Annotated in this window: 19 protein-coding genes and 1 pseudogene; 12 read left to right on the forward strand and 8 right to left on the reverse strand. The window is 41.7% G+C overall.

The window, feature by feature from the left end; translation table 11 throughout:
• The coding region (locus JI666_RS16825) for a helix-turn-helix domain-containing protein (protein ID WP_206894001.1) at positions 1–309 on the reverse strand (309 nt) is incomplete at its 3' end.
• Positions 310–745: 436 nt separating this feature from the next.
• Between JI666_RS16825 and JI666_RS16830 the strand changes: the two genes are divergently transcribed.
• Positions 746–2,119 (forward strand): M28 family peptidase, encoded by a 1,374-nt coding sequence (locus tag JI666_RS16830; RefSeq protein ID WP_286170913.1) that lies wholly within the window; start codon positions 746–748, stop codon positions 2,117–2,119.
• Positions 2,120–2,323: 204 nt separating this feature from the next.
• Positions 2,324–2,416 (forward strand): putative holin-like toxin, encoded by a 93-nt coding sequence (locus JI666_RS21820; protein WP_224594651.1) that lies wholly within the window; start codon positions 2,324–2,326, stop codon positions 2,414–2,416.
• A gap of 257 nt (positions 2,417–2,673) precedes the next feature.
• Here the strand turns inward: JI666_RS21820 and JI666_RS16835 are convergent, their stop codons facing one another.
• Both JI666_RS16835 and JI666_RS16840 read right to left on the reverse strand, forming a co-directional pair.
• Positions 2,674–3,933: a YVTN family beta-propeller repeat protein gene (locus tag JI666_RS16835; RefSeq protein ID WP_206894004.1), complete on the reverse strand. Its 1,260-nt coding sequence runs from the start codon at positions 3,931–3,933 to the stop codon at positions 2,674–2,676.
• Positions 3,934–3,971: 38 nt separating this feature from the next.
• Positions 3,972–5,246, reverse strand: coding sequence for a beta-propeller fold lactonase family protein (locus JI666_RS16840; protein ID WP_206894008.1), 1,275 nt, complete (start codon positions 5,244–5,246; stop codon positions 3,972–3,974).
• Between the two features lie 277 nt (positions 5,247–5,523).
• Between JI666_RS16840 and JI666_RS16845 the strand changes: the two genes are divergently transcribed.
• From JI666_RS16845 to JI666_RS16860, 4 genes are read left to right on the forward strand one after another with little or no spacing between them, the layout of a single operon-like run.
• Positions 5,524–6,768, forward strand: a complete 1,245-nt coding sequence (locus JI666_RS16845; protein WP_206894009.1) for a M20 family metallo-hydrolase — start codon at positions 5,524–5,526, stop codon at positions 6,766–6,768.
• A gap of 4 nt (positions 6,769–6,772) precedes the next feature.
• Positions 6,773–8,377: an amidohydrolase gene (locus tag JI666_RS16850; protein WP_206894010.1), complete on the forward strand. Its 1,605-nt coding sequence runs from the start codon at positions 6,773–6,775 to the stop codon at positions 8,375–8,377.
• Positions 8,374–8,595 carry a DUF3311 domain-containing protein gene (locus tag JI666_RS16855; protein WP_206894011.1) on the forward strand — a complete coding sequence of 74 codons (222 nt, stop codon included), beginning with the start codon at positions 8,374–8,376 and terminating at the stop codon, positions 8,593–8,595. The genes JI666_RS16850 and JI666_RS16855 overlap by 4 nt, the downstream gene beginning before the upstream one ends.
• A complete protein-coding gene (locus JI666_RS16860; protein ID WP_206894012.1) occupies positions 8,596–10,062 on the forward strand; it encodes a sodium:solute symporter family protein in 1,467 nt (488 codons plus the stop codon).
• A 64-nt stretch (positions 10,063–10,126) separates the two neighbouring features.
• Here the strand turns inward: JI666_RS16860 and JI666_RS16865 are convergent, their stop codons facing one another.
• Complete coding sequence (locus JI666_RS16865; RefSeq protein ID WP_206894015.1) at positions 10,127–10,558, reverse strand: acyl-CoA thioesterase; 432 nt, start codon at positions 10,556–10,558, stop codon at positions 10,127–10,129.
• 167 nt (positions 10,559–10,725) lie between these two features.
• On the opposite strand from JI666_RS16865, the gene JI666_RS16870 reads away from it, so the two are divergent.
• Entirely contained in the window at positions 10,726–11,685 is a 960-nt protein-coding gene (locus JI666_RS16870) for a 2-hydroxyacid dehydrogenase (RefSeq protein WP_206894017.1), read from the forward strand.
• Between the two features lie 135 nt (positions 11,686–11,820).
• Here the strand turns inward: JI666_RS16870 and JI666_RS16875 are convergent, their stop codons facing one another.
• Positions 11,821–13,569 (reverse strand): cell wall-binding repeat-containing protein, encoded by a 1,749-nt coding sequence (locus JI666_RS16875; protein ID WP_206894020.1) that lies wholly within the window; start codon positions 13,567–13,569, stop codon positions 11,821–11,823.
• A 68-nt stretch (positions 13,570–13,637) separates the two neighbouring features.
• Complete coding sequence (locus JI666_RS16880) at positions 13,638–14,603, reverse strand: polysaccharide deacetylase family protein (protein WP_206894022.1); 966 nt, start codon at positions 14,601–14,603, stop codon at positions 13,638–13,640.
• Between the two features lie 289 nt (positions 14,604–14,892).
• Between JI666_RS16880 and JI666_RS16885 the strand changes: the two genes are divergently transcribed.
• Positions 14,893–15,471, forward strand: a complete 579-nt coding sequence (locus JI666_RS16885; RefSeq protein ID WP_206894024.1) for a transposase — start codon at positions 14,893–14,895, stop codon at positions 15,469–15,471.
• 69 nt (positions 15,472–15,540) lie between these two features.
• Here the strand turns inward: JI666_RS16885 and JI666_RS16890 are convergent, their stop codons facing one another.
• The gene (locus JI666_RS16890) at positions 15,541–16,017 is read right to left on the reverse strand and encodes a hypothetical protein (RefSeq protein ID WP_206894026.1); all 477 of its coding nucleotides are present in this window, start codon (positions 16,015–16,017) and stop codon (positions 15,541–15,543) included.
• Positions 16,018–16,181: 164 nt separating this feature from the next.
• Between JI666_RS16890 and JI666_RS16895 the strand changes: the two genes are divergently transcribed.
• Entirely contained in the window at positions 16,182–16,700 is a 519-nt protein-coding gene (locus JI666_RS16895) for an ankyrin repeat domain-containing protein (protein ID WP_206894028.1), read from the forward strand.
• Between the two features lie 52 nt (positions 16,701–16,752).
• A pseudogene (locus tag JI666_RS16900) lies at positions 16,753–17,106 on the forward strand (ankyrin repeat domain-containing protein); the annotation flags it as partial.
• 91 nt (positions 17,107–17,197) lie between these two features.
• Here the strand turns inward: JI666_RS16900 and JI666_RS16905 are convergent.
• Positions 17,198–18,091, reverse strand: coding sequence for a glycerophosphodiester phosphodiesterase (locus JI666_RS16905; protein ID WP_414635152.1), 894 nt, complete (start codon positions 18,089–18,091; stop codon positions 17,198–17,200).
• Positions 18,092–18,480: 389 nt separating this feature from the next.
• Between JI666_RS16905 and JI666_RS16910 the strand changes: the two genes are divergently transcribed.
• Together JI666_RS16910 and JI666_RS16915 are read left to right on the forward strand one after the other, a co-directional pair.
• Positions 18,481–19,287 carry a histidinol-phosphatase gene (locus tag JI666_RS16910; protein ID WP_206894034.1) on the forward strand — a complete coding sequence of 269 codons (807 nt, stop codon included), beginning with the start codon at positions 18,481–18,483 and terminating at the stop codon, positions 19,285–19,287.
• Positions 19,288–19,340: 53 nt separating this feature from the next.
• Complete coding sequence (locus JI666_RS16915) at positions 19,341–20,258, forward strand: nucleoside hydrolase (RefSeq protein WP_206894036.1); 918 nt, start codon at positions 19,341–19,343, stop codon at positions 20,256–20,258.
• Positions 20,259–20,422 lie beyond the last annotated feature (164 nt).

Genomic DNA, 20,422 nt, shown 5'->3' on the forward strand with positions numbered 1-20,422 from the left:
TTTGAGAAAGGCCTGGAACTTTTTTAGAATCTCATTCTCCAACTCTTTTTCTTTCAGTTTTTTCTCCAATTCTTTAATCCGTTTGGCGTCAGCTAAACTGCCCTGATCTTCCACTTTAGATCTCATCGTTTTAGATGAGTCCTTTAATCCATCTTCTCCACGTTTTTTATAGCGGTGGAGCCAGTTATAGATCGAATCTGGGTTATAACCAATTTCTTCTGCCACCACTCTGACAGGCTTGTTTTCTTTTAGAACTTGATCAACAGCTCTTTTTCTTAATTCAAATGTAGAATGTGGTTTTCTCGCCATTACCTTTTTCCCCCTTAGACTCACTTGTCTCGTATCTTTATGATACCTCATGTGTCCATTATAAGGGGGTCAACCACTGTCACCACCCGTTTTTTGTCGAATGAGATTTGGGAAATTTTAGTAGCACTAAAGAGTCCTTCGATTACGAAGGGCTCTTTTTAGAGGCTTTACTAACGTAATATCGTTTTTTATGGATGATAGTGCAGTATTCAATAATAAAAAGTGCAAACAATTCTAAAATGACCGAGAATACTCATTTCTTCTACGAAAATATACAATTTTCGACCGGAAATGCTTGTTTTAGCTCTCTTTCTTATGGGCTAATAGTCCGATTTTTGTGATTTGATTCCTCTTTAGATGTATTCGGATTATTTACTAAACATTCAATTAATGGAATAATTAGGATAGTAATTTAACTCTTTAGGAGGTAATTTGTTTGTATAAGAAAACGCTTACAGTAGCTTTGGCTACAGGTCTGGCTCTAAGTCCGATGTCTTTCTCGGTTGATGCAGCGAAACCTGCGCCTAATGAACAATCGGATCACGCATTTGATAACAAAGTGATTAAGAAAATCAGTGCGGACAACATGTATAACAACATTGATTTACTATCTAAACAACCTCGAGCAGCGGGTACGGAAGGTGAGTTTAAGGCGGTTCAGTACATAAAGAGCGAGTTTGAGAGCTATGGCTATCAGACTGAATTGCAGCCATTCACGATTCAAGAATGGGATGGGGGAACTTCAAGCCTTACGTTTAATGATGAAGTGTTCTCTGGTGATGTTCGTTCGTTTCAAGGATCAATCAACGATAGTGTAACAGGGTCACTTGTTTATGTTGGACTTGCATCTGCAAGTGAAGTAGGTGATGAAGTCGCAGGAAAGATTGCTTTAATTGAGCGTGGTTCTTTTAGTTTCTATGAGAAGATTCAAAACGTCTATGATAAAGGTGCTATCGGTGTGATCATGTTTAATGGCGAAGGGCGGTCTGGTAACGATTTTGGATACGCTTATGAAGGGCAGGACATTCCGGCTGTGGCCATTACAAGGGAAGCGGGACTTGGTCTTGTTGAAAGGCTACAGACTGAAGATGTTCAAGCAAGTGTAAGCGTGGAGAATGCAGGTCCAGTTGATAAAACGTCCTATAACGTAATTGCGAAGAAAGAACCTCATCCGAACAAGGACAATGGACAGATTGTTTCAGTGGGAGCGCACCACGATTCAGTTCCTAATGGACCCGGGGCAAACGATGATGCTTCAGGAGTTGCGGCAACACTTGAGCTAGCGAGAATAATGGCCAAAACCCCTACTGATACAGAGCTTCGATTCGTGACGTTTGGAGCGGAAGAAAAAGGGTTAGTCGGCTCTTACCACTATGCGGACTCACTATCAGATGAAGAGCTTCAAAACACGATTGCTCATTTTCAAATGGATATGGTAGGGAGCCGTGACGCAGGCGATCTAATCATGTTTACTCCAGACGGAAACAAGAATTTCGTAACAGATCTTGGTGCTTCTGCAGGTGCGAGAATTTCTGGAGCTGTCGATTATGGACAGCTAGGGCGAAGCGATCATGTTCCGTTCTTCCTAAAAGGAATTCCGTCAGCTTTGTTCATTCATGCGCCTCTTGAGCCGTGGTACCATTCTCCTGATGATACGATTGATAAAATAAGCAAAGAGAAACTCCAAAATGTCGCGGAAATCGTAGGAGCTTCCGTCTATCAGATTGCACGACCAGACACACCTGCTTTGGAGCATGCGAGAGTTGCGCCGAAGCCAGCAGACTATGATTTTGATGATCGTCCATTGTAATTGAAAAAGGCTTGAAGAAGCGGGCACTTGCCTTCTCTTCAAGCTTTTTTTGATGTGAATTTCGTTTCTTGCCTTTTGAGACGAGACCAACTTAGGTAAAAGGTCTATCTAAATATAGTTGTCTTCTATGATAAGATGATTAGTATCAGCTGCAATGCAGGGTGGGCGGCGGTACCCCGTTGATGAAAGGGGGTGCTGCCTATAATGATGAGCACATTTGAGGCGCTTGTTTTAATGATTAGCTTTGCTTCTCTCGTGGTCACAATTATTACGGTTTCTAGTAATAAAAAGAAGTAACCCACCCTGCCCCGGCCAAGGTTTAAGGTGAGTTACTTTTTCTTTATGCCTTTTGAGCCGCCGCTCTTCATGCGGAGCAGCTGTATGGACGCTGGTGCTTATGCACCGGCGTTCTTTTTTTACTTTATGTGATCTAGTTTTATTATATGCAATAAGGGTGCTCATGACAAGATGCAGCTCGCGCGCTCACGGAACCGCGGGTCGGAACCGCGGGTGACAGGCACCACCCGGTTTTTGTGAGATTTTGTCGAAGGCGATTAGAACAATAAAATCGGAGTGATTGTGACTCCGCCAGGACCGAAATTCGTAGGTAGTGTTCCAATGACGGTATCGGAGGAGGTGTCGATAATTGATACGGTACTATCTTCATTGTTCGTTACGTAAACTCGTTTTGAATTTGGGGAAGCGGTTGCGATAACTGGTGCTTGTCCGATCGGGATGCTAGACGTTAATACTGTATTTGTCTTTACATTTATGACGGAGACATCATTGCTGTTCTCGTTTGCGATATAGACCTTACTACCATCAGGTGTTATACAGATACCTACAGGACCCAGGCCAACAGGCATGTTCTCCGTAACCTCTTTCGTTTCAAGATCAATAATCGATACGGTGTTATCGACTTGGTTCGTAACAAAGGCTCGATCACCTTGTTGTGTAATAGCAATAAAGTTTGGTCCTGTGCCAACTGGAATGGTTGATTCAAAGGTATTCGTTTGCGTATTAATGATTGCCACAGCATCATCTTCTTGCAGTGGAACATACGCTTTAGAGCCATCTGGCGAGATGGTTACACCGACTGGACTTTTGCCTACAGGAATGGCGTTTCCGATGACTGAGTTGTTTACAGTATTGATCACTGTTACATCGTTACTTGATTGGTTAGCAACATAAGCACGCTGGGCGTCTGGCGTAAGGGCAATCCCTACTGGGTTCGTACCAACAGGTATCGTATCCGTTACCGTATTCGTCGTCGTATCTATAACAGAAACTGAACTACTTCCGTTGTTTGTTACATATGCTTTCGTTCCGTCAGGTCTAATCGCAATAATTGCAGGAGTCGTTCCTACTGGAATCGTGGTCACTTGTGTATTTGTTCCTGTTTCGAAAACGGATACCGTATTTCCGGTGAGGTTAGCTACATAAGCATAGAGTAGCTCGTTAATTTCTAACATATCCCCTTCCGTTCTTGAAGCTATTGTTCCGTTGTTTGAAGCTTTCTGGACAATAGACACAGTGATATCATTTTCCCCGATCCCACTTGTAAGTACACGAACGCCGAAATTGGTTTCCACGGGGACATTTTCTAATTGAAACGTGTTGTTAGGTAAGGATTGTGGATTTAGACTAACAAGATTTAATCGATAGAGCTGACGGGATGAAAATCCAGTTGTTACGCGATAAACCTGAATACTTACGAGAGCTGAACTTCGACCAGTGTTAGAGACTGATATGGTTATTTTACGTGTCTTAGGATTGGCTCGATTATCGATGACTCCAGTATCAAAAACAGGCAATACACTTCAGCACCTTTCTTTTTATATGTGATGGAAATCTAAAAAAGCAGTATAGGAGTAATGGTAATAACGCTAGGATTTAGACCGGCCGGTAACGTCGCGGTGACTGTATTTGTCGTTGTATCGATTACAGTAATCGTGTTGTTACCGATACTTGGAACATAAACTTTGGAACCATCAGGCGTTATAGCTACTATGACGGGATTAGGTCCGACTGGTATTGGTGTACCCATAATGGTATTTGTAATTAGATTGATAACCGTAACAGTTCCGTCAGTTTCACTTCCAACGTACGCTCGTGAGCCATCCGGGCTAACAATGATGCCGATTGGCTTAACCCCAACAGGAATGGTGGTATCTAGGACTGTATTTTGCGTTGTATCAATGATTGAAACGGTATTATCAAGTTCATTCGTCACGTACCCCCTTGTCCCATCTGGAGACAAGTCAATGAAAGAAGGATTTGTTCCAACAATTAGTTTATCTTCAACAGTGTTTGTAGCGGTATCCACAATTGCAACGGCATTTTCGGACTGAAGAGTAACGTATACTCTTTTTCCGTCTGGAGAAATGGTTAAGCCAGATGGACTATCCCCTACAATGATCGGAGAACCGATTGGGGTATTGGTAGCTGTGCTAAAAAGGGTGATTGTGTTCTCGCCAGAGTTCGCTACGTAACCTTTTGTGGCATCAGGTGTAATGGCTGCAGCTAAAGGTGCATTACCCACTGGAAATGTTTTAATTACTGAATTCGTCGCGGTATCAACAACTGTTACTGAATTATCTCCGTTCATCGTAATATATGCCTTAGTCCCATCGGGAGTAAATGCTGGATAAATAGGATTAAGGCCTACTGGTATTTCCTTCACTACCGTATTCGTACCTGTGTCATATACAGTTACGGAATTGCCTCCGAAATTTGTTACATAGACAAACAACAACTCATCAACCACCGTCATATTGCCAGTTGTATATGTTGTTGACTGGGTATTGTTACTTTTTGTCTCAGTAATTGAAATGGCAATGTTATTCCCACCAAGTTCACTCGTAATAACTCGCACACCAAATGTGTCAAAGTCTGCAGGAAGATCATCAATTGTAAAAGTGCTATTCGGTGAATCAATAGAGCTCAATCCCACTAAGTTGATAGCAGTAAATGTTCGATTACCAAAACCTGCTCCTGAATTCACGATTTTATAGACCTGGATACCTACAGTAGCGAAATAGTGACCACTGTTGGTTACACGAACAGATAGACGTGTAGTGCGGGGAGTTCTTTTGTTATCAATTGCGCCAGTATCATAAATTGGCAAGAAGAGAAACCTCCTTTTAAGTGTTTGCTATATCGTATTCAACAAGGATGAAGATTGCTTGTACTATTGGGGGGATTTCATTCGCAGATCATTCGCGGGTGACAGGCACCACCCGGTTTTTCGGTTATTATGTCGAACGAAAGTTAATGGGCTTAGACAGGTACTGAGTTAAATAGACGAAATATATATAATGTTCAGTCAATAAATGACACTTTGTACAATGTGAGATGTAAAAGGCTTTGCTATAGTGAAGAAAACAGTGAAAAGGGTGATAGATATGGGGATTAATCGAACGCGTTTACAGAAGCACCTCGAGGAACTGGCTGAAATCGGAAAGATCGGTGAGACGGGTGTTTGTCGTCTTGCTCATTCAAAAGAGGACCGCGAAGCAGTGAATGTTGTGAAGAGCTGGATGGAAGAAGCGGGACTCAATACAAAAATCGATGGTTTCGGTAATTTAATAGGAAGAGTGGAGGGGACTGAGAAAGACAAACCGATTCTCATGCTCGGCTCCCATATCGATTCTCAGCCATATGGCGGTCGCTTCGATGGTACAGCAGGTGCACTTGGTGCCATCGAAGTAGTACATACAATGAAAGATAACGGAATTACACCAAAGCGTACGATCGAAGTGATCTGCTTTTCGGATGAAGAAGGGTCGCGCTTTAACAAAGGCGTTTTCGGTGTGCGTGCACTCGCAGGTTTGCTTGAAGAAGGCGAGCTTGAGAGAAAAGATAAGAACGGTGTAACAAGAAAAGATGCTCTGAAAGAATTTGGTGTGGAGCCTGATCTTACCGAAAGCCCCGTTTATAAAAAAGGAGAGATTGAAGCTTTCCTAGAGCTCCATATTGAACAGGGGCCAGTTCTTGAGTCAAAGAATAAACCTGTCGGGATCGTGTCCGGGATTTCAGGACCCATCTGGCTAACGGTTACATTAGAAGGCTTTGCGGGGCATGCGGGTTCGGTTCCGATGCACTTACGAAAAGATGCGATGATCGGGGCGAGTGAAATCATTTCAAAATTTGATCGCCTTATTAAAGAAGAAGGTAAGGATACGACTGTCGGTACTGTTGGAAGCGTACAGGTTTTTCCGAATTCGCGAAACATTATTCCTGAAAGAGTGGAGTTCACGATTGATTTGCGTGACATCGACCTTGAACATCGTACGAAGCTTGAGGAAAAGCTGTATACGGTTATTGAGGAGACAACTTCTTCTTACAATTTGACTCACACAATCAGTGAAGATACGAGAAGCGAGCCGAGGTACTGCGCAGATTGGATTAAGAACATCATGAAAGCGGAAGACAAGGCGCTTGGTCTTGAGTCACCAGTTTTAATGAGTGGTCCATTTCATGATGCGTTATTTATGTCATACATCAGTGATTATGGAATGATTTTCGTTCGCTGTGAAAAAGGAATTAGCCATAATCCACTTGAGTTTGCAGAAATGGATGATATCGAGAAGGGCGTTCAGTTGCTTTACCAGACTGCGTTACGAATTGCTCAGGATGAGAAGGAGTGATACTTTGCAAGCGGAAATCGTGTTTGTAAATGGAGAGGTTGTAACGGTTGATGAAGCTTTCTCTATTCAGGAGGGGGCTGCGATAAGTGGTAGTCGCATCCTCATGACAGGTTCAACCGATGAGGTTATGGCGTTTGCTGACAAAGATACAAAAGTGATCGATTTGAAGGGAAGAAGCCTCCTGCCTGGTTTTATTGATGCTCATGCACATCTTGAACTGTATGGGACGAATAAACTTGGTGTGAACTGCAAGGATGTGACTGGAATCGATGACATTCTGAGTAAACTGAAGGTGCAAGCTGACAAAACAGCTGAAGGAGAATGGATACGTGGCTGGGGTTACAATCAGAATCAACTTGGCCGACATCTGACAAAGTGGGATCTTGATCAGGTCTCGACAGCACATCCGATCATCGTTGTTCGTACGTGTGGTCACATATCATGTGTGAATAGCATGGCCCTTGATCTAGCTGGTCTTTCTAACGATTCCGCTGACCCCGCTGGTGGGAGATATGTTCGGAATGATGGGGAGCTTACGGGTGTATTGCTTGAATCTGCACATATGAACTTGTTTATGCATGCGATGTATTCAGAAGAGGAGATTCGGAAGGGGTTAGCGCTTGCTTCGGACGACTTTTTGAAAATGGGAATAACAAGCGTTCATGATGCAGGGGGGTATGGACCTTCCCATATTCGGTCACTCCATCAAAGCGTCTTATCAAAAGCGGTGAAACAACGCGTTTATGCTCTTTACGGATCGCTTCACGAATCAAGTGAAATGGTGAAAAAGGGAATTGAGAGTGGCATGATGACAGGACTCGGCAATGAGTGGTTCAAAATTGGTCCTGCCAAAGTGTTTATCGACGGAAGTAGTAGCGGACCAACTGCTAGAACGCGTGAGCCTTATTCAAGCAATCCAAATGATTCGGGCATTCTTTATTTAAATCAGGAGGAGCTCAATCGATCACTTAGAATAGCTCATGAACTTGGCTGGCAAATCACTGCCCATGCCATTGGTGATAGAGCGGTTGAGATGATGATTGAAACGATCGAATGCGGGTTGGAGAATTCTCCAGTAGACGATCATCGGCATCGGATTGAACATGCGGCCATGACTCCGAAAGATCTTTTATTGAGAATGAGACATTCAAGGATTGTACCGATCCCAAATCCAGCCTTTCTGTATGAGTTCGGTGATGGCTATGTTCATGATTATGGTGAGAGAACCCAGCTAATCTTTCCTTTAAACGATTTCGTAGAACAAGGAATACCATTTGCGATTGGTTCTGATAGTCCGATAACGGATATGAATCCACTGCTAGGAATTTATGCTGCAGTGACTCGACGTAGTAAAACAGGCGAAGTGATTGGAAGTGGACAGGAAATCTCCGTTCGGGATGCGATTAGAGCATATACGTGGGCGGGCGCGTATGCCAGCTTTGAAGAAAACGACAAAGGAAGTATCGAAAAGGGGAAAGTCGCTGATCTTGTTGTGTTGAATGAATCCATTTTAACTTGTGACCCAGAGCGGTTGAAAGAGCTAACGGTCGATCTCACGATAATCGATGGAGATAGTGTTTATTCGAAACAAAAGGAGGGTGTTACGTGAGTAAAAAGAAATTCACAACAATTTATTGTTTCTCATTAATGGTTCCACTTTTTCTATTAATCTTTCCGCTATTTTCAATAGGAAATCGAAGCACGCCAATTGTGATGGGACTTCCATTTTCCTTCTTATGGGTCATTTCATGGATCATTGTCACGTTCCTCATCGTGTTGATTCTGTATCGATTGGATCCAGATAAAGATGAAGAGGAGGCAAATTAAATGGCTGCTTGGCAAATTGCAATGATTATTATGATCGCCTACCTCGTCATTGCACTGGTCATCGGTGTTCTGGCAGGGAGAAATCAGGATAAAAGTTCACTTGATGAATTTGCAGTCGCTGGTGGGAAATTAGGACTTTTCGTCATGTGGTTCTTAATGGGTGGCGCAGTTTTCAGCGCGTTTTCCTTTCTTGGAGCACCAGGCTGGGCTTATTCCAAGGGCGCACCCGCTCTCTACATCCTTACATACACGGCTTTTGCTATTCTTCCGTGGTACATTATTGGGCCGAAAATTGGAAAGATCGGCCGGAAATATAATATCTATACGGTGTCAGGTTTTTTGAAAAAGAGGTACAACAGTCGAGTGCTTCCGATTCTAATCGGGCTCATTGCTGTCCTTGCTTCCATTCAATACCTTGCGACGCAGATGAAGGGGATGGCCTACATATTTAATATCATGACAGAAGGGCGCATCCCTTTCTGGCTTGGTGCACTGGTTTCCTATGGTATTGTAGTTGTTTATGTAGCGACGGGCGGTTTGCGAGCCGCTGCTTGGTCTGATGTGTTTCAAGGTATCCTGATGATCGTAATTTCCTGGGTTGTTGGGATTGCGATCGTTAATCAGCTTCATAGTAGTGTTTCAGGGATGTTTACTGACCTTGTTGAAGCAAAGCCTGGCTTTCTTGAAATCGGCAGCGTTGGGTCAACGATGTCACCAACGACATACACAACAACAATCCTTGTTTCGGTCATCGGCTTCTTGATGTGGCCACACTTGTTCTCGAAGTCTTACGCATCCAATGCTAGAACCATTAAGAAAACAGTGCTTGTTTATCCAGTATTCGCGCTGTTTCTTGTTCCACTTTTATTGGTCGGATTTGCAGCTGCAAATGTCGTCGACGCATCAGCGATTGGTTCACCAGATGAAATTCTTCCATACTTAATAACAGCAGTGCTAAGCATGCCTGGCTGGGTGTATGGGCTGGTTGGTGCAGGTGCGCTAGCCGCAGCTATGTCTTCTGCTGATGCGATTACGCATAGTGCGTCACTTGAATTTACAGATGGCGTTATTAAAAACGTGAAAACCGATTTATCGAATAAAACAACGCTTCTCCTAATGCGCGTTGGTGTTTTTGTTATAGGTGGACTTGCTTATTTTATTACGGTATTTGGTGGGCAAGGGTTAATCGCCCTACTGCTCGGAGCTTACGGTTCGATCGTTCAGTTTGCTCCAGGCGTCTATGGTGCTCTGTACTCAAAGCGGATTACAGCACCTGCTGTTATTGTTGGACTGATCATCGGGACGTTTGTGAACTACTATTTTCAACTCGTCGCATCGAGTACACCATTTGGGATTCACGCAGGTATCCTTGGCTTATTATGTAATGTGGTTATTGTGATCGTAATTTCGGGCTTTACACAGCCAAAAAGCGTTCAAATGGCGGAAGAGTATACGAGTATTGGGTGAATTGAAAAGGAGTTGGTGTGCCATGTAAAGCACACCAGCTTTTTTAATGAAACGCTTAATTAACTTAATGAGCGGACTGGTTTTCGAAAAGGAGGATATTTTTCTTAAGGTCATCAGGAATGGGTATGGCTTTTCCAGATGCTGTATCATAATTTACCTGAATGACCTCAGCTTCCACAAGAGTCTCATCACCTCTCGTTATCATGTGCTTAAGCTGAAAACTAGAGGTGCCGAGTTTAACAACGCGACAGTGTATGTCGAGGAAATCATCTAGCTTAGCGGGCTTTATAAATTCGATTGTGATTTTCTTAAGGACTGGATCAAAGGTGTGAGTTTCAGCTAATTCGATAAGATGGTCACCAAGCATGGTTCGGAAATACTCAGTTGTTGCGATGTCGATGTAAGTAGAATAGTGAGCATTAAAAACGATTTTTTGGCCATCAATTTCGGAATAACGAACGCGAAGACGGTGTGAAAAGCGGTAGTCCTGTATCATGGTTCACCTCGTTTTCTTCATGTTAACACAATTTTCAGACAAAAATGGCGTAAAGAGAGAAGGACGTCCGAAATTTCCCGGGTAATGTCTAAAGTGAGAGAAGGAAAAGCGAGACGATGAGTGAAAGGTGTAGATAAAGCGATTATTATTTAAGGAGTGTGAAGAAAGTGAAGTCAAAAATTTATATAACTAGAAAATTACCGGATGAAATTGTCGATAGAATTCGAGGGGAATATGAAGTGAGGATGTGGCATGAGGAAGAAGTTCCTGTGCCAAGAGAAGTTCTTGAAGAAGAAGTCGAGCATGTTGATGGACTTTTCTGTTTGCTAACGGAGCAGATCGATCAGGCTTTACTTGAGAAGGCTCATAATCTTAAGGTCGTTGCTAATATGGCTGTTGGTTATAACAATATTGATGTTGATGAGGCAAAAGCTAGAGGGATTACGGTTACAAATACACCAGGAGTGCTTACTGAAACAACAGCTGATTTAACATTTGCATTAATGATGGCAGCAGCTCGACGACTTCCGGAAGCATCTGATTATTTGCGTGAAGGGAAATGGAAAACGTGGTCACCGATGCAGCTTACCGGACAGGACATCCACGGTGCTACATTAGGAATTATTGGATTAGGAAGAATTGGGGAAGCTGTTGCGAAGAGAGCAAGAGGATTCGATATGAATGTGATTTATCATAATCGCAGTCGAAACCATGAAGCGGAAGAGAAGTTAGAGCTTCAGTATGTCGAACTAGATGAGTTATTGAGGGAGGCTGATTTTATTTGTGTGTTAACGCCTTTCACAGCTGAAACAGAAAATATGATTGGACGTGAACAGCTTGCGCTCATGAAAGAAAGTGCTGTACTAATTAATACCGCGAGAGGGGGAATTGTAAACGAGGAGGCACTCTACGACGCTCTTAGGAATAAAGAGATCTGGGCAGCCGGGTTGGATGTTTTTGCGGAGGAACCTGTTTCTGTGGATCATCCTCTGTTAACTCTACCGAATTTGGTTACATTACCGCATATCGGTAGTGCTAGCATTAAGACGAGAATGAAAATGGCAGAGGTTGCAGCCACGAATTTGATGAGCGTACTAGATGGGAAAGAGGCACCTAATAAGGTTTGAGTTCGCGAGTTCGCGAGTGACAGGCACCACCCGGTTTAACTCGGTTTATGTCGAACGATGGAGTTTAGAGAAATAAGAAAAGAGCCAGAATAGAGGGATTTTCCTCAATTCTGGCTCTTTTCAATCATTTTGAACTTAATTCACTTCAATTATTCGCTCAAAATCTTTTATCGAATGATAAGGTCTAATCGACTGTCGTTTAATCTCTAGGAGATTATCACCTGGTTTAACGTTACCGTGTTTAACAGTAAAGGCCATGTCGATGTTTAGTTCCTTTAATATCTGAATGGAGGTAGAGTTGTAAGCTCCATACGGGTATGCAAATGCATTAGTGCTTTTACCAATTAAGTCGATGCTTTTTTGAATATCCTTTTTAATCTCATCTTTTGACTTGGAAAGAAGGTATGGAAGACGCGTACCATTCTCTCTTGAATGGTAACTGTGTGTGTGACTTCCATATTCATAAACATCACTTCCGTCATTAACCTCATCCCAGCTAAAATACTGGTTTGTATCGGTGTTAAAAGGAACTGTTTCTTCTTCTACACGTGAAGTAACTAGAAATTCGACAGCCGTGAAGCCATGTTTTTTAAGAACGGGATAAGCGTGGATATAATTATTCTTTTGTCCATCGTCGAAGGTTAGGAGGACGCTGTTCTCAGGAACGTGCTTTACGCCCTTTATAAAAGATTCGAATTCTTTTAAAGTAATTGTTTGATATCCTTTTTCATCTAGTAGATTCATCTGTTTTTCAAACTGGTCGAGGAGAGTAATCATATTATTCAAGTTTCCTGTAGCGACATAATGATAATCTCTTAGATCCTGTTTCTCAAGAACATGATGATAGGTTAGTACAGGTACTTCCTCTGCATAGTCTGGGATCTGGATTCCAATTTTGCTAAGAGGAGTATCCGGTACTGCATTAAGGCCACCGAGGATATAGGCATTATAGTTTTGTTGTTTAAGGTAGTTCTTAACTGCTTTATCCTGATTGCTTCCCTTCGGATGAAGAAGAAAAACAGTTGCATTCATCCTCTGAGCAAGGCCACCTGCTGTTACAGCATCTGGATAATCTTCCGCTTCAAGTTTAGAAGATATTCCTCTTACAAATAGGATGTTCTTATTGGGGTTTTCAGTAGTTTTAATCAGTTCGAGATTCGTTTCAAACCGATTTGATCCCGCAATTCTATTCACGATAACCTTTCTGTTTTTAAGTTCATTTTCAAGACTTGTACTAACGACGGCACTCCCGCCCACAATTGTTATTTCTTTAATGGTCTTAGGTAGTTCTGCCGGTATAGTGTCTTTTGTTGCTAAGTAGATTGGTGTCTGGTTAATAGCTGAAGAACTGGATGCTGATAGTGCATCCGCAACTGTTACACCGTTTACTAGATAAGCATGTTTACTTTGCTCTAGGCCAGCTTCACGATTGATTTCAACAGCTGTTTCAAAGCGATTTTTGCCTTCGATTCGTTCCACATCAAAGTTAGCGTCCTTTAATTGAGTTACGACATTTTCAGAAATGGCGCTAGTTCCTCCAAGGACATAGACTTTAGCAGTCCCTAAACGAGAGAGTTCATCAAGTACGACCTCATGCAGCTTAGAGGGGTAGGAAAGTAGAATTGGAGCGTCTTTTACTCCAGATAACCCTGCTGCTGAAAGAGCATCGGCAGGTTTGTCTGCACGAGCAAGGATAACGGCTCTTTCTTTGTTATCAACACCATCTGGCCATCCTTTGTTTGCTATTTCAATGGCTGTATGTAGGCGCGTTTCTCCTGCCAGTCGATCTACATGAAGTGAAGCAGCATCAGCCGTGTTGACCGATAGAATAAATAGATTCATACATAAAAATACTAGTGCAATAAAAAGATACTTTTTCTTCAAAATATATTGATCCCCCTGAATCGGGTGGCGCCTGGCACCACCCGAAATATGTCGAATATCATTTCTCTCTATCTAACGCTAACTATCTCTACGAAATCATTAATTGAATGATTGGGTCTTACTGAATTACGTTTAATTTGCAATGTGTCATCACCTGGTTTGGCATTACCTGCTTGTACAGTGAAGGCCATTTCCACTCCAAGATCATCAATTGCTTCCATTGTTTCATCATCATATGCACCATAAGGATAGGCGAGTGCATTCGTATTACCTATTAAATTAATACTAGTCTGGATGTCTTTTTGTATCTCAGGAAGTGTTTTGGATACGAGGTAAGCTGTTCCGTCTTCTTCGGAGTTATGAAAGGTATTTGTATGACTGCCAAATTCGAAAACATCACTTGCATCTTTAATTTCATCATGGCTTAAATATTGATTGTTTTCTGAACTATAAGGAACGGTCTCGTTCTTAGTTAAGCCTGTAATTACAAACTCAACCGCTGTATATCCATACTGTTTAAGAACGGGATAAGCTTCTATGTAATTATTTTTGTAACCATCGTCGAAAGTAATTAAGACACTATTCTTAGGCACAGGAGTCTGACCTTCTATGTACTGTTGGAATTCATCAAGTGTTAGTGTGAAATAGTCATTCTCGTTTAACCACTTCATCTGTTTCTCGAATTCTTTTAAAACAACGACTGTGTTTACGAGACTACCGTCCTCTTTATAATGTCGATCTTTTAGATCTTCTTCTGCAACAATGTGGTGATAAGTTAAAACAGGTACTTCATCAGCTGCAGCAATTTTCGCTTCTTTTGCCAGTTCTTGTTCTCTGAGTTGGGATTCGAGCTGGAGGCTTTCACTATCTTCATTCCGTTCTTTATCAGAGGAGTCAGCAGCGTCTACACTAGCACTGCTATCTTTTGATGATAGGTATTTAGACCCCAAACTTCCTTCTTCATTAAATCCGAATCCTACTAAACTACCAACAATAGCTAGCATTATTAACCCAAATAAGTAAACTTTTTTCAATTTTATCCCCCTTTAAGACTAATCGTTAACCATGCTACCACATTTATGGATTAATTTGGGTAATAAATTACAATTTGATTTCAATGTTACGAAACAGCGGGTGACAGGCACCACCCGATTCATGGAGAATGTGGTAGAAAAGTGTCGAGAGGAAGTTGTTGACGGTGGTGGGTTAGGGGAATTATTCTTGGAGAAAGAGTAGAATTTTGAAAAAAGGAGGAAGATATATGGTAGATTACCGACAATGTCGAATAATAAAATCGCTAGATGAATCCCAGCACGCTTTCCTATGGTAAGAAAAACACGGTTATGGCTTCCGAATCACTTTTACCACATCGTTAGCCGAGGGAACCGCAAAGATCTGCTTTTTAAAGATCAACAAGACTATCGAACCTTCTTATATATCCTTCAGCAAGTCTACGATACACATTCCTTTGAATTATCCGCTTACTGTTTAATGAACAATCACTTTCATCTTCAACTTCGCTCAAAAGAACATCCCATATCCAAGATCATGTCATTAGTTAATAAACGATATGCTACATATTTTAATGCGCGGTATGAGTTAACAGGTCATGTTTTTGAGAAGCGTTATTTTGATGAGCCGTTAAATTCATCAGCCAACATGCTAGAGGTTAGTCGGTATATCCACCTAAACCCAGTGAAAGCAAACCTCGTTCTCCGTCCAGAAGACTACCCGTGGTCAAGCTATCGATTTTATTATTCAAGGCAAAGCAAAATGATGCCATATATGAATTTATATCCATTGGTAGAAGGGTACCCGGGGACTTTTAAAAAGAAGCGTAAAGGCTATTGTAATTTTGTGAACGCTAAGAGGAGTGTAGCGTTTGATGAAGTTCAATTATAAATTAACCTAAAGAAAAGACACCAAATGGATCGGCGTCTCCCCTTAATCAAACGTTTGTTTAACTTCATCCTACTGATAATCCCATACCACTTTATATTCTCCATCTTCTTTCACGACAAATACTTCCTGAACGAGTGCAAAGTTCCCAAACTGATTATGAAAGTTTTGAGTGACCTTCATCACGTACACTTTCTTCATAATGACGCCATTTACACCTGATCTCCAGTTTTTCTTAGTTTTCACTTTTCCAACTTTATAGGTGAAAGAAGTAGAGCCAATATCTTGTGTAATGAGCTGTGAACGAAGCTGGCTGTATTGTTCATCAGAGAACCGGTTTTTCATTTCTGTGTGAAAGAGCTGCCAGGATTTCTTGAAATCACCGCTTTGTTCATATAAGTAAAATTCCTTTACCGTTGCTGTGGCTTTGGATTTCGGCTGTTGGAGAATGAAGAAGGTGATCGCTCCAGCTAGCAATAGTAACACACAGAGGATGACAATCACTTTAGTGCCACCTCCATGCTGACGTCTTGTTTTAAAGTGCGACAAGGTCCCTTCCTCCTTGAAGCTTGACTACTAGAAGTGTATGAAACCATAAGTTGTCCCATGCCGGTGGGAAGACAAATTTAAAATGCTTTCTAATTGGTCATTACAAGGTATAATAGTATAAAAGTCCTGATTAGTAGGAGAGGATCATGATTTGGAGGATGAAGATGAACAATAAAATGTTGTTTGTTATATCATTTCTAGTTGCCGTTGGTTGTAGCGGTATAGATTCAAATGAACCCATTTCTGACCCAATAATAGAAGCTCGTGCTGCTGAAGAATCAGCTGTTGTGGAGGGTGAACTCGGTGGTCATGCTGAGAAGTTATGGGAGCTTATATATAAAGAAAATATAGAACCTACAGATCGTAAAGAAATGACCCGTCTTCTCTCACTCGGCCTAGATGTTGACACGAAAAATGAAGAAGGCGTGACCCCTATTACTTATGCAGTCATGAAACAGGATCGTCAATTAGTTGAATGGCTTCTTCAAGCTGGTGTTAATGTTCATTTAAATGGAGAGAATGAACGTCTCCTTGAAATTGCAGCTAATAATAAAAGCTACGATATCATTGATCTGTTGCTCAAAATGGGAGCTCATTTTGAGGTGGGAAATGAGAATATGCTAGTTAAGGCAGTTCAGGAGGAGAACTTAGACCTCATTAAAATCTTACTAAAACGGATATAACCCTAACCTAGAAACTGAATTTAATGGCGCGAAGTCCACGTTACTTAATTACGCCATTATGGAAGAAAATGAAGCTCTTATGACAATGCTTCTAGACGCAGGAGCAAATCCGAATTTTGCAGTTGATAGTGGGGAGGATAGTGCACTTGTTGTGGCCGTGAAAGAGGGCAAATCATCAGAGCTTGTTTCTCTTTTGTTAGCAAGAGGTGGAGATGCTAACGTCCATTTTAAGGGGAAGGCACTCCTTTTTGAAGCAATCAATCAAGAGCGTGAAGAACTTGTTGAGGCATTACTAGTAGCTGGTGCTGTACCATTATCGCTAGAAGAAAGTGAGCAGGCTTTCGAATTAGCGGTAAAAAATAAAAATTCGTCCATTCTTGAGCTTCTCATGCAATACGGTTGGTAAGAATTCTCTACACGTATATCCGGTTTGTAAGAAATAAGTATAAAAGCCCGAAAGTGAGATCATATCTCATTTTCGGGCTTTTCCCATTATCTTATTTACCTTTTAGTACTTCATTCAAACGATCAGGATAGTTAGTAAACATTCCTGTTACGCCCCAGTCTAATAGGCGTTCCATATCTTCTTTTTCATTTACAGTGTATGGGTGAATAAGCAATCCAGCACTTCTCACTTTTTGTACATAAGCTTCATCGATTTTCGTGTATGACATTCCAACACCAACTGCGTACTCAGTTAATTCATTCAATTCCTCATCTGACATCGTAGCTTGTTCCTTATAAGAAATTAATTGAACCAATGGGAGATTCGGATTCAGATCTTGCATTTTTAGTAGACTTTCTTTACTGAACGATTGAATCAACACTTTGCTTGAGCGTTCGTTTACGCCTGTTAGGTTATATTTTTCAAGTACACGAAGTAGTTCTTTTTCCATGCCAGGGTATACTTCAGGAGATTTTGTTTCAATGTAATAGCGAGCGTCTTTACCAAACGTCTGAATTACTTCTTCTAGTGTTGGTACTTGAAGTCCTTCATAAGACTTTTTGGCCTTCTCAGGGTACATTTCATTGAACCAGCTACCTGCATCAAGTTGTTTAATCTCTTCAAGCGTATAGTCTTTCACAAGACCTGTTCCGTTTGTAGTACGGTCAACAGCTTCGTCATGCATTGCAATCAATTTACCGTCTTTTGTCATTTGAAGGTCAATTTCAATGTAGTCGCCTTTCATTTTATCGCCAAGTTTGTAAGATGGGATTGTATGCTCAGGTGCATGTCCGGATGCCCCACGATGGGCGACATTTGCTAGTTTATTAGTATTCATGCCTGGCTTATTTTCCTTCGCATCTGCAGAGGCAATACCTCCAGCAAACATATTCCCGATTAGTAACATGCTGATCGATAGAAATGCTATCTTCATTCCACGTATCATTGTCATCATCCTTTCAATTCGTCTTTCGAGTAGAAGTATAGACTACTTATGTAAAAAGAGATTTACAATCTGCTTAGTCCTTTATAGGGTAATAGATTTGATGTGACAATGAAATGAGTAGAATGATGCGGTTTATAAGGAGATTGCAAATTAGATTGGTATATAAGTAATAGTGTATGAGTAGGGCATTTATCGTAGAAAAGTTAACAAAGTCTAAATAATTCGCGGGTGACAGGCACCACCCGGTTTGTGCTACATCCAGTCAGTATTTGTCGAATGACTATTGAAATACGAATTCTCTGTAAAATTAAGTTAGGCCTCAGTTTGGGGCTCTTTTTTTATGATAGGATAACCATAACAAAAACTTCCACCTATTAAGGAGCGATTCTATGAAATTCGATTACCATACGCACCATGAACGCTGCGGCCATGCTAAGGATACAATTGAAGATTATATTCAAGCTGCGATCAAAAATGATTTACAGATGATTGGGATCTCTGACCACTCGCCTTTCTTTGCGAGTGAGAAAGATATGGCCTTGCCAGGGATCGCAATGGCAAAGAGTGAGTTTTCCTCTTATGTAGAGGAAGTGTTGAAGCTAAAGGAAAAGTATCGAGCTAAAATAGAGGTGCTTCTTGGCGTTGAGTCGGACTTTTTTAGAGACCATTATCCATTGTATAAAAGTATTTACGATCAGTATCCTTTTGATTACATTATCGGTTCTGTGCACTTCAGTAACGAATCCAACATTTTTGATAAAAGAAGATGGGAGAACGTAACAGAGGAAGATGTTCGAAAGGAGAAAGAACATTACTACAAACTCATTGTAGAGTCTGCTGAAAGCGGCGTGTTTGATATACTCGGACATATTGATGCGATGAAAGGGTATTATCCTGATTTTACAAATGTACATACTCCAGAAGTGGAGAAAGCGTTGAAGCGCCTTGGCGAACTGGAAGCAACGATTGAGATTAATACGTCAGGCAAGAACAAAGACTGCGGCGGGTGGTATCCGGCGAATGACATGCTCGAAATGGCTTGTCACTATGGAGTTGGGGTAACATTCGGATCTGATGCCCACTGGCCGTCACGGGTTGGGGAAGAGTTTGAAGAAGTCCGTGCGACGTTGAAGGAGATTGGATTTAAGAATTGGACGGTGTTTCGAGAGCGGAAGAAGGAGTTAATTGAGTTGTAGAAAAGAGGTGGGGTCAGAGAGGGGTCTGACCCCTACCCTAGGAGGTATGCAAAATGAGAAAAGTGATATTAGACTGTGATCCTGGTCATGATGATGCGATTTCAATTATTCTCGCAGCGTCAAGTGATCGGATCCAGATTGAAGGCATTACAACGGTAGCGGGTAATGTAGAAGTTGAGAAGACCACGCTTAATGCGTTGAAAGTATGTGAGTTGATAGGTTTAGATGTACCGGTTGCTCGGGGAGCTGAGCAGCCTCTTGTGAAAACACGCGAATTTGCTCCCGACATCCACGGTGATTCTGGATTAGACGGACCGCACCTTCCTGAAGTGCCAAAGAAAACAGCGATTGACCAACACGCTGTCGATTTTATTATTGAAAAAGTGATGGACTCCGATGGAGAGATGACGCTCGTACCAACAGGACCGCTCACGAATATTGCGCTTGCGATCCAAAAGGAACCTGCTATCGTTGAGAAAATCAAGGAGATTGTGTTGATGGGTGGCGGTACTTTTGGAAACTGGACACCTACTGCAGAATTTAATATTTATGTTGATGCCGAGGCAGCGGATATTGTCTTTAATTGTGGGGTTCCTATAACGATGTTTGGGCTTGATGTCACTCATCAGGCAATTACTACCCCATCCATTCTTGAGAAGATTGACTCTCTTGAAAGTGGCGTCTCAGCATTTGTTAGGGATCTTCTCGTTTATTTTACGAAAACGTATAAAGAAGTTTTCGGGTTTGAAGGTGCTCCAATTCATGACGCATGTACGATTGCTTATTTAATAGATGAATCGATCTTTGAGTTTGATAATGTTCGAGTTGATATTGAAACGAATGGTGAGTATACATACGGCACAACCTGCGTTGATCGGCTGAATGTGACAGGAAGAGAGGCGAATGTAAAGTTTGCGCATAGCCTTGATTTCGATAAGTTCTGGGCGCTGCTTATTGGTGCGTTTAAATAGGGGTCAGGTGCGGTACCGGTGACGTACCTGACCCCCCTCACATGACCCCCCTCACAAACAAAAAGCTACTAATTGTCTGCGCTCCCGGGACACTTAGTAGCTTTTACTTTTCTATAAGCAGGGAACAGAATACTATTAATCTACTTAACGAAAGGTCGTGCTAG

Origin of the sequence: Bacillus sp. NTK071, from assembly GCF_017303315.1 — a bacterium.
In the GTDB taxonomy this organism is placed as follows: Bacteria; Bacillota; Bacilli; order Bacillales; family Guptibacillaceae; genus Guptibacillus.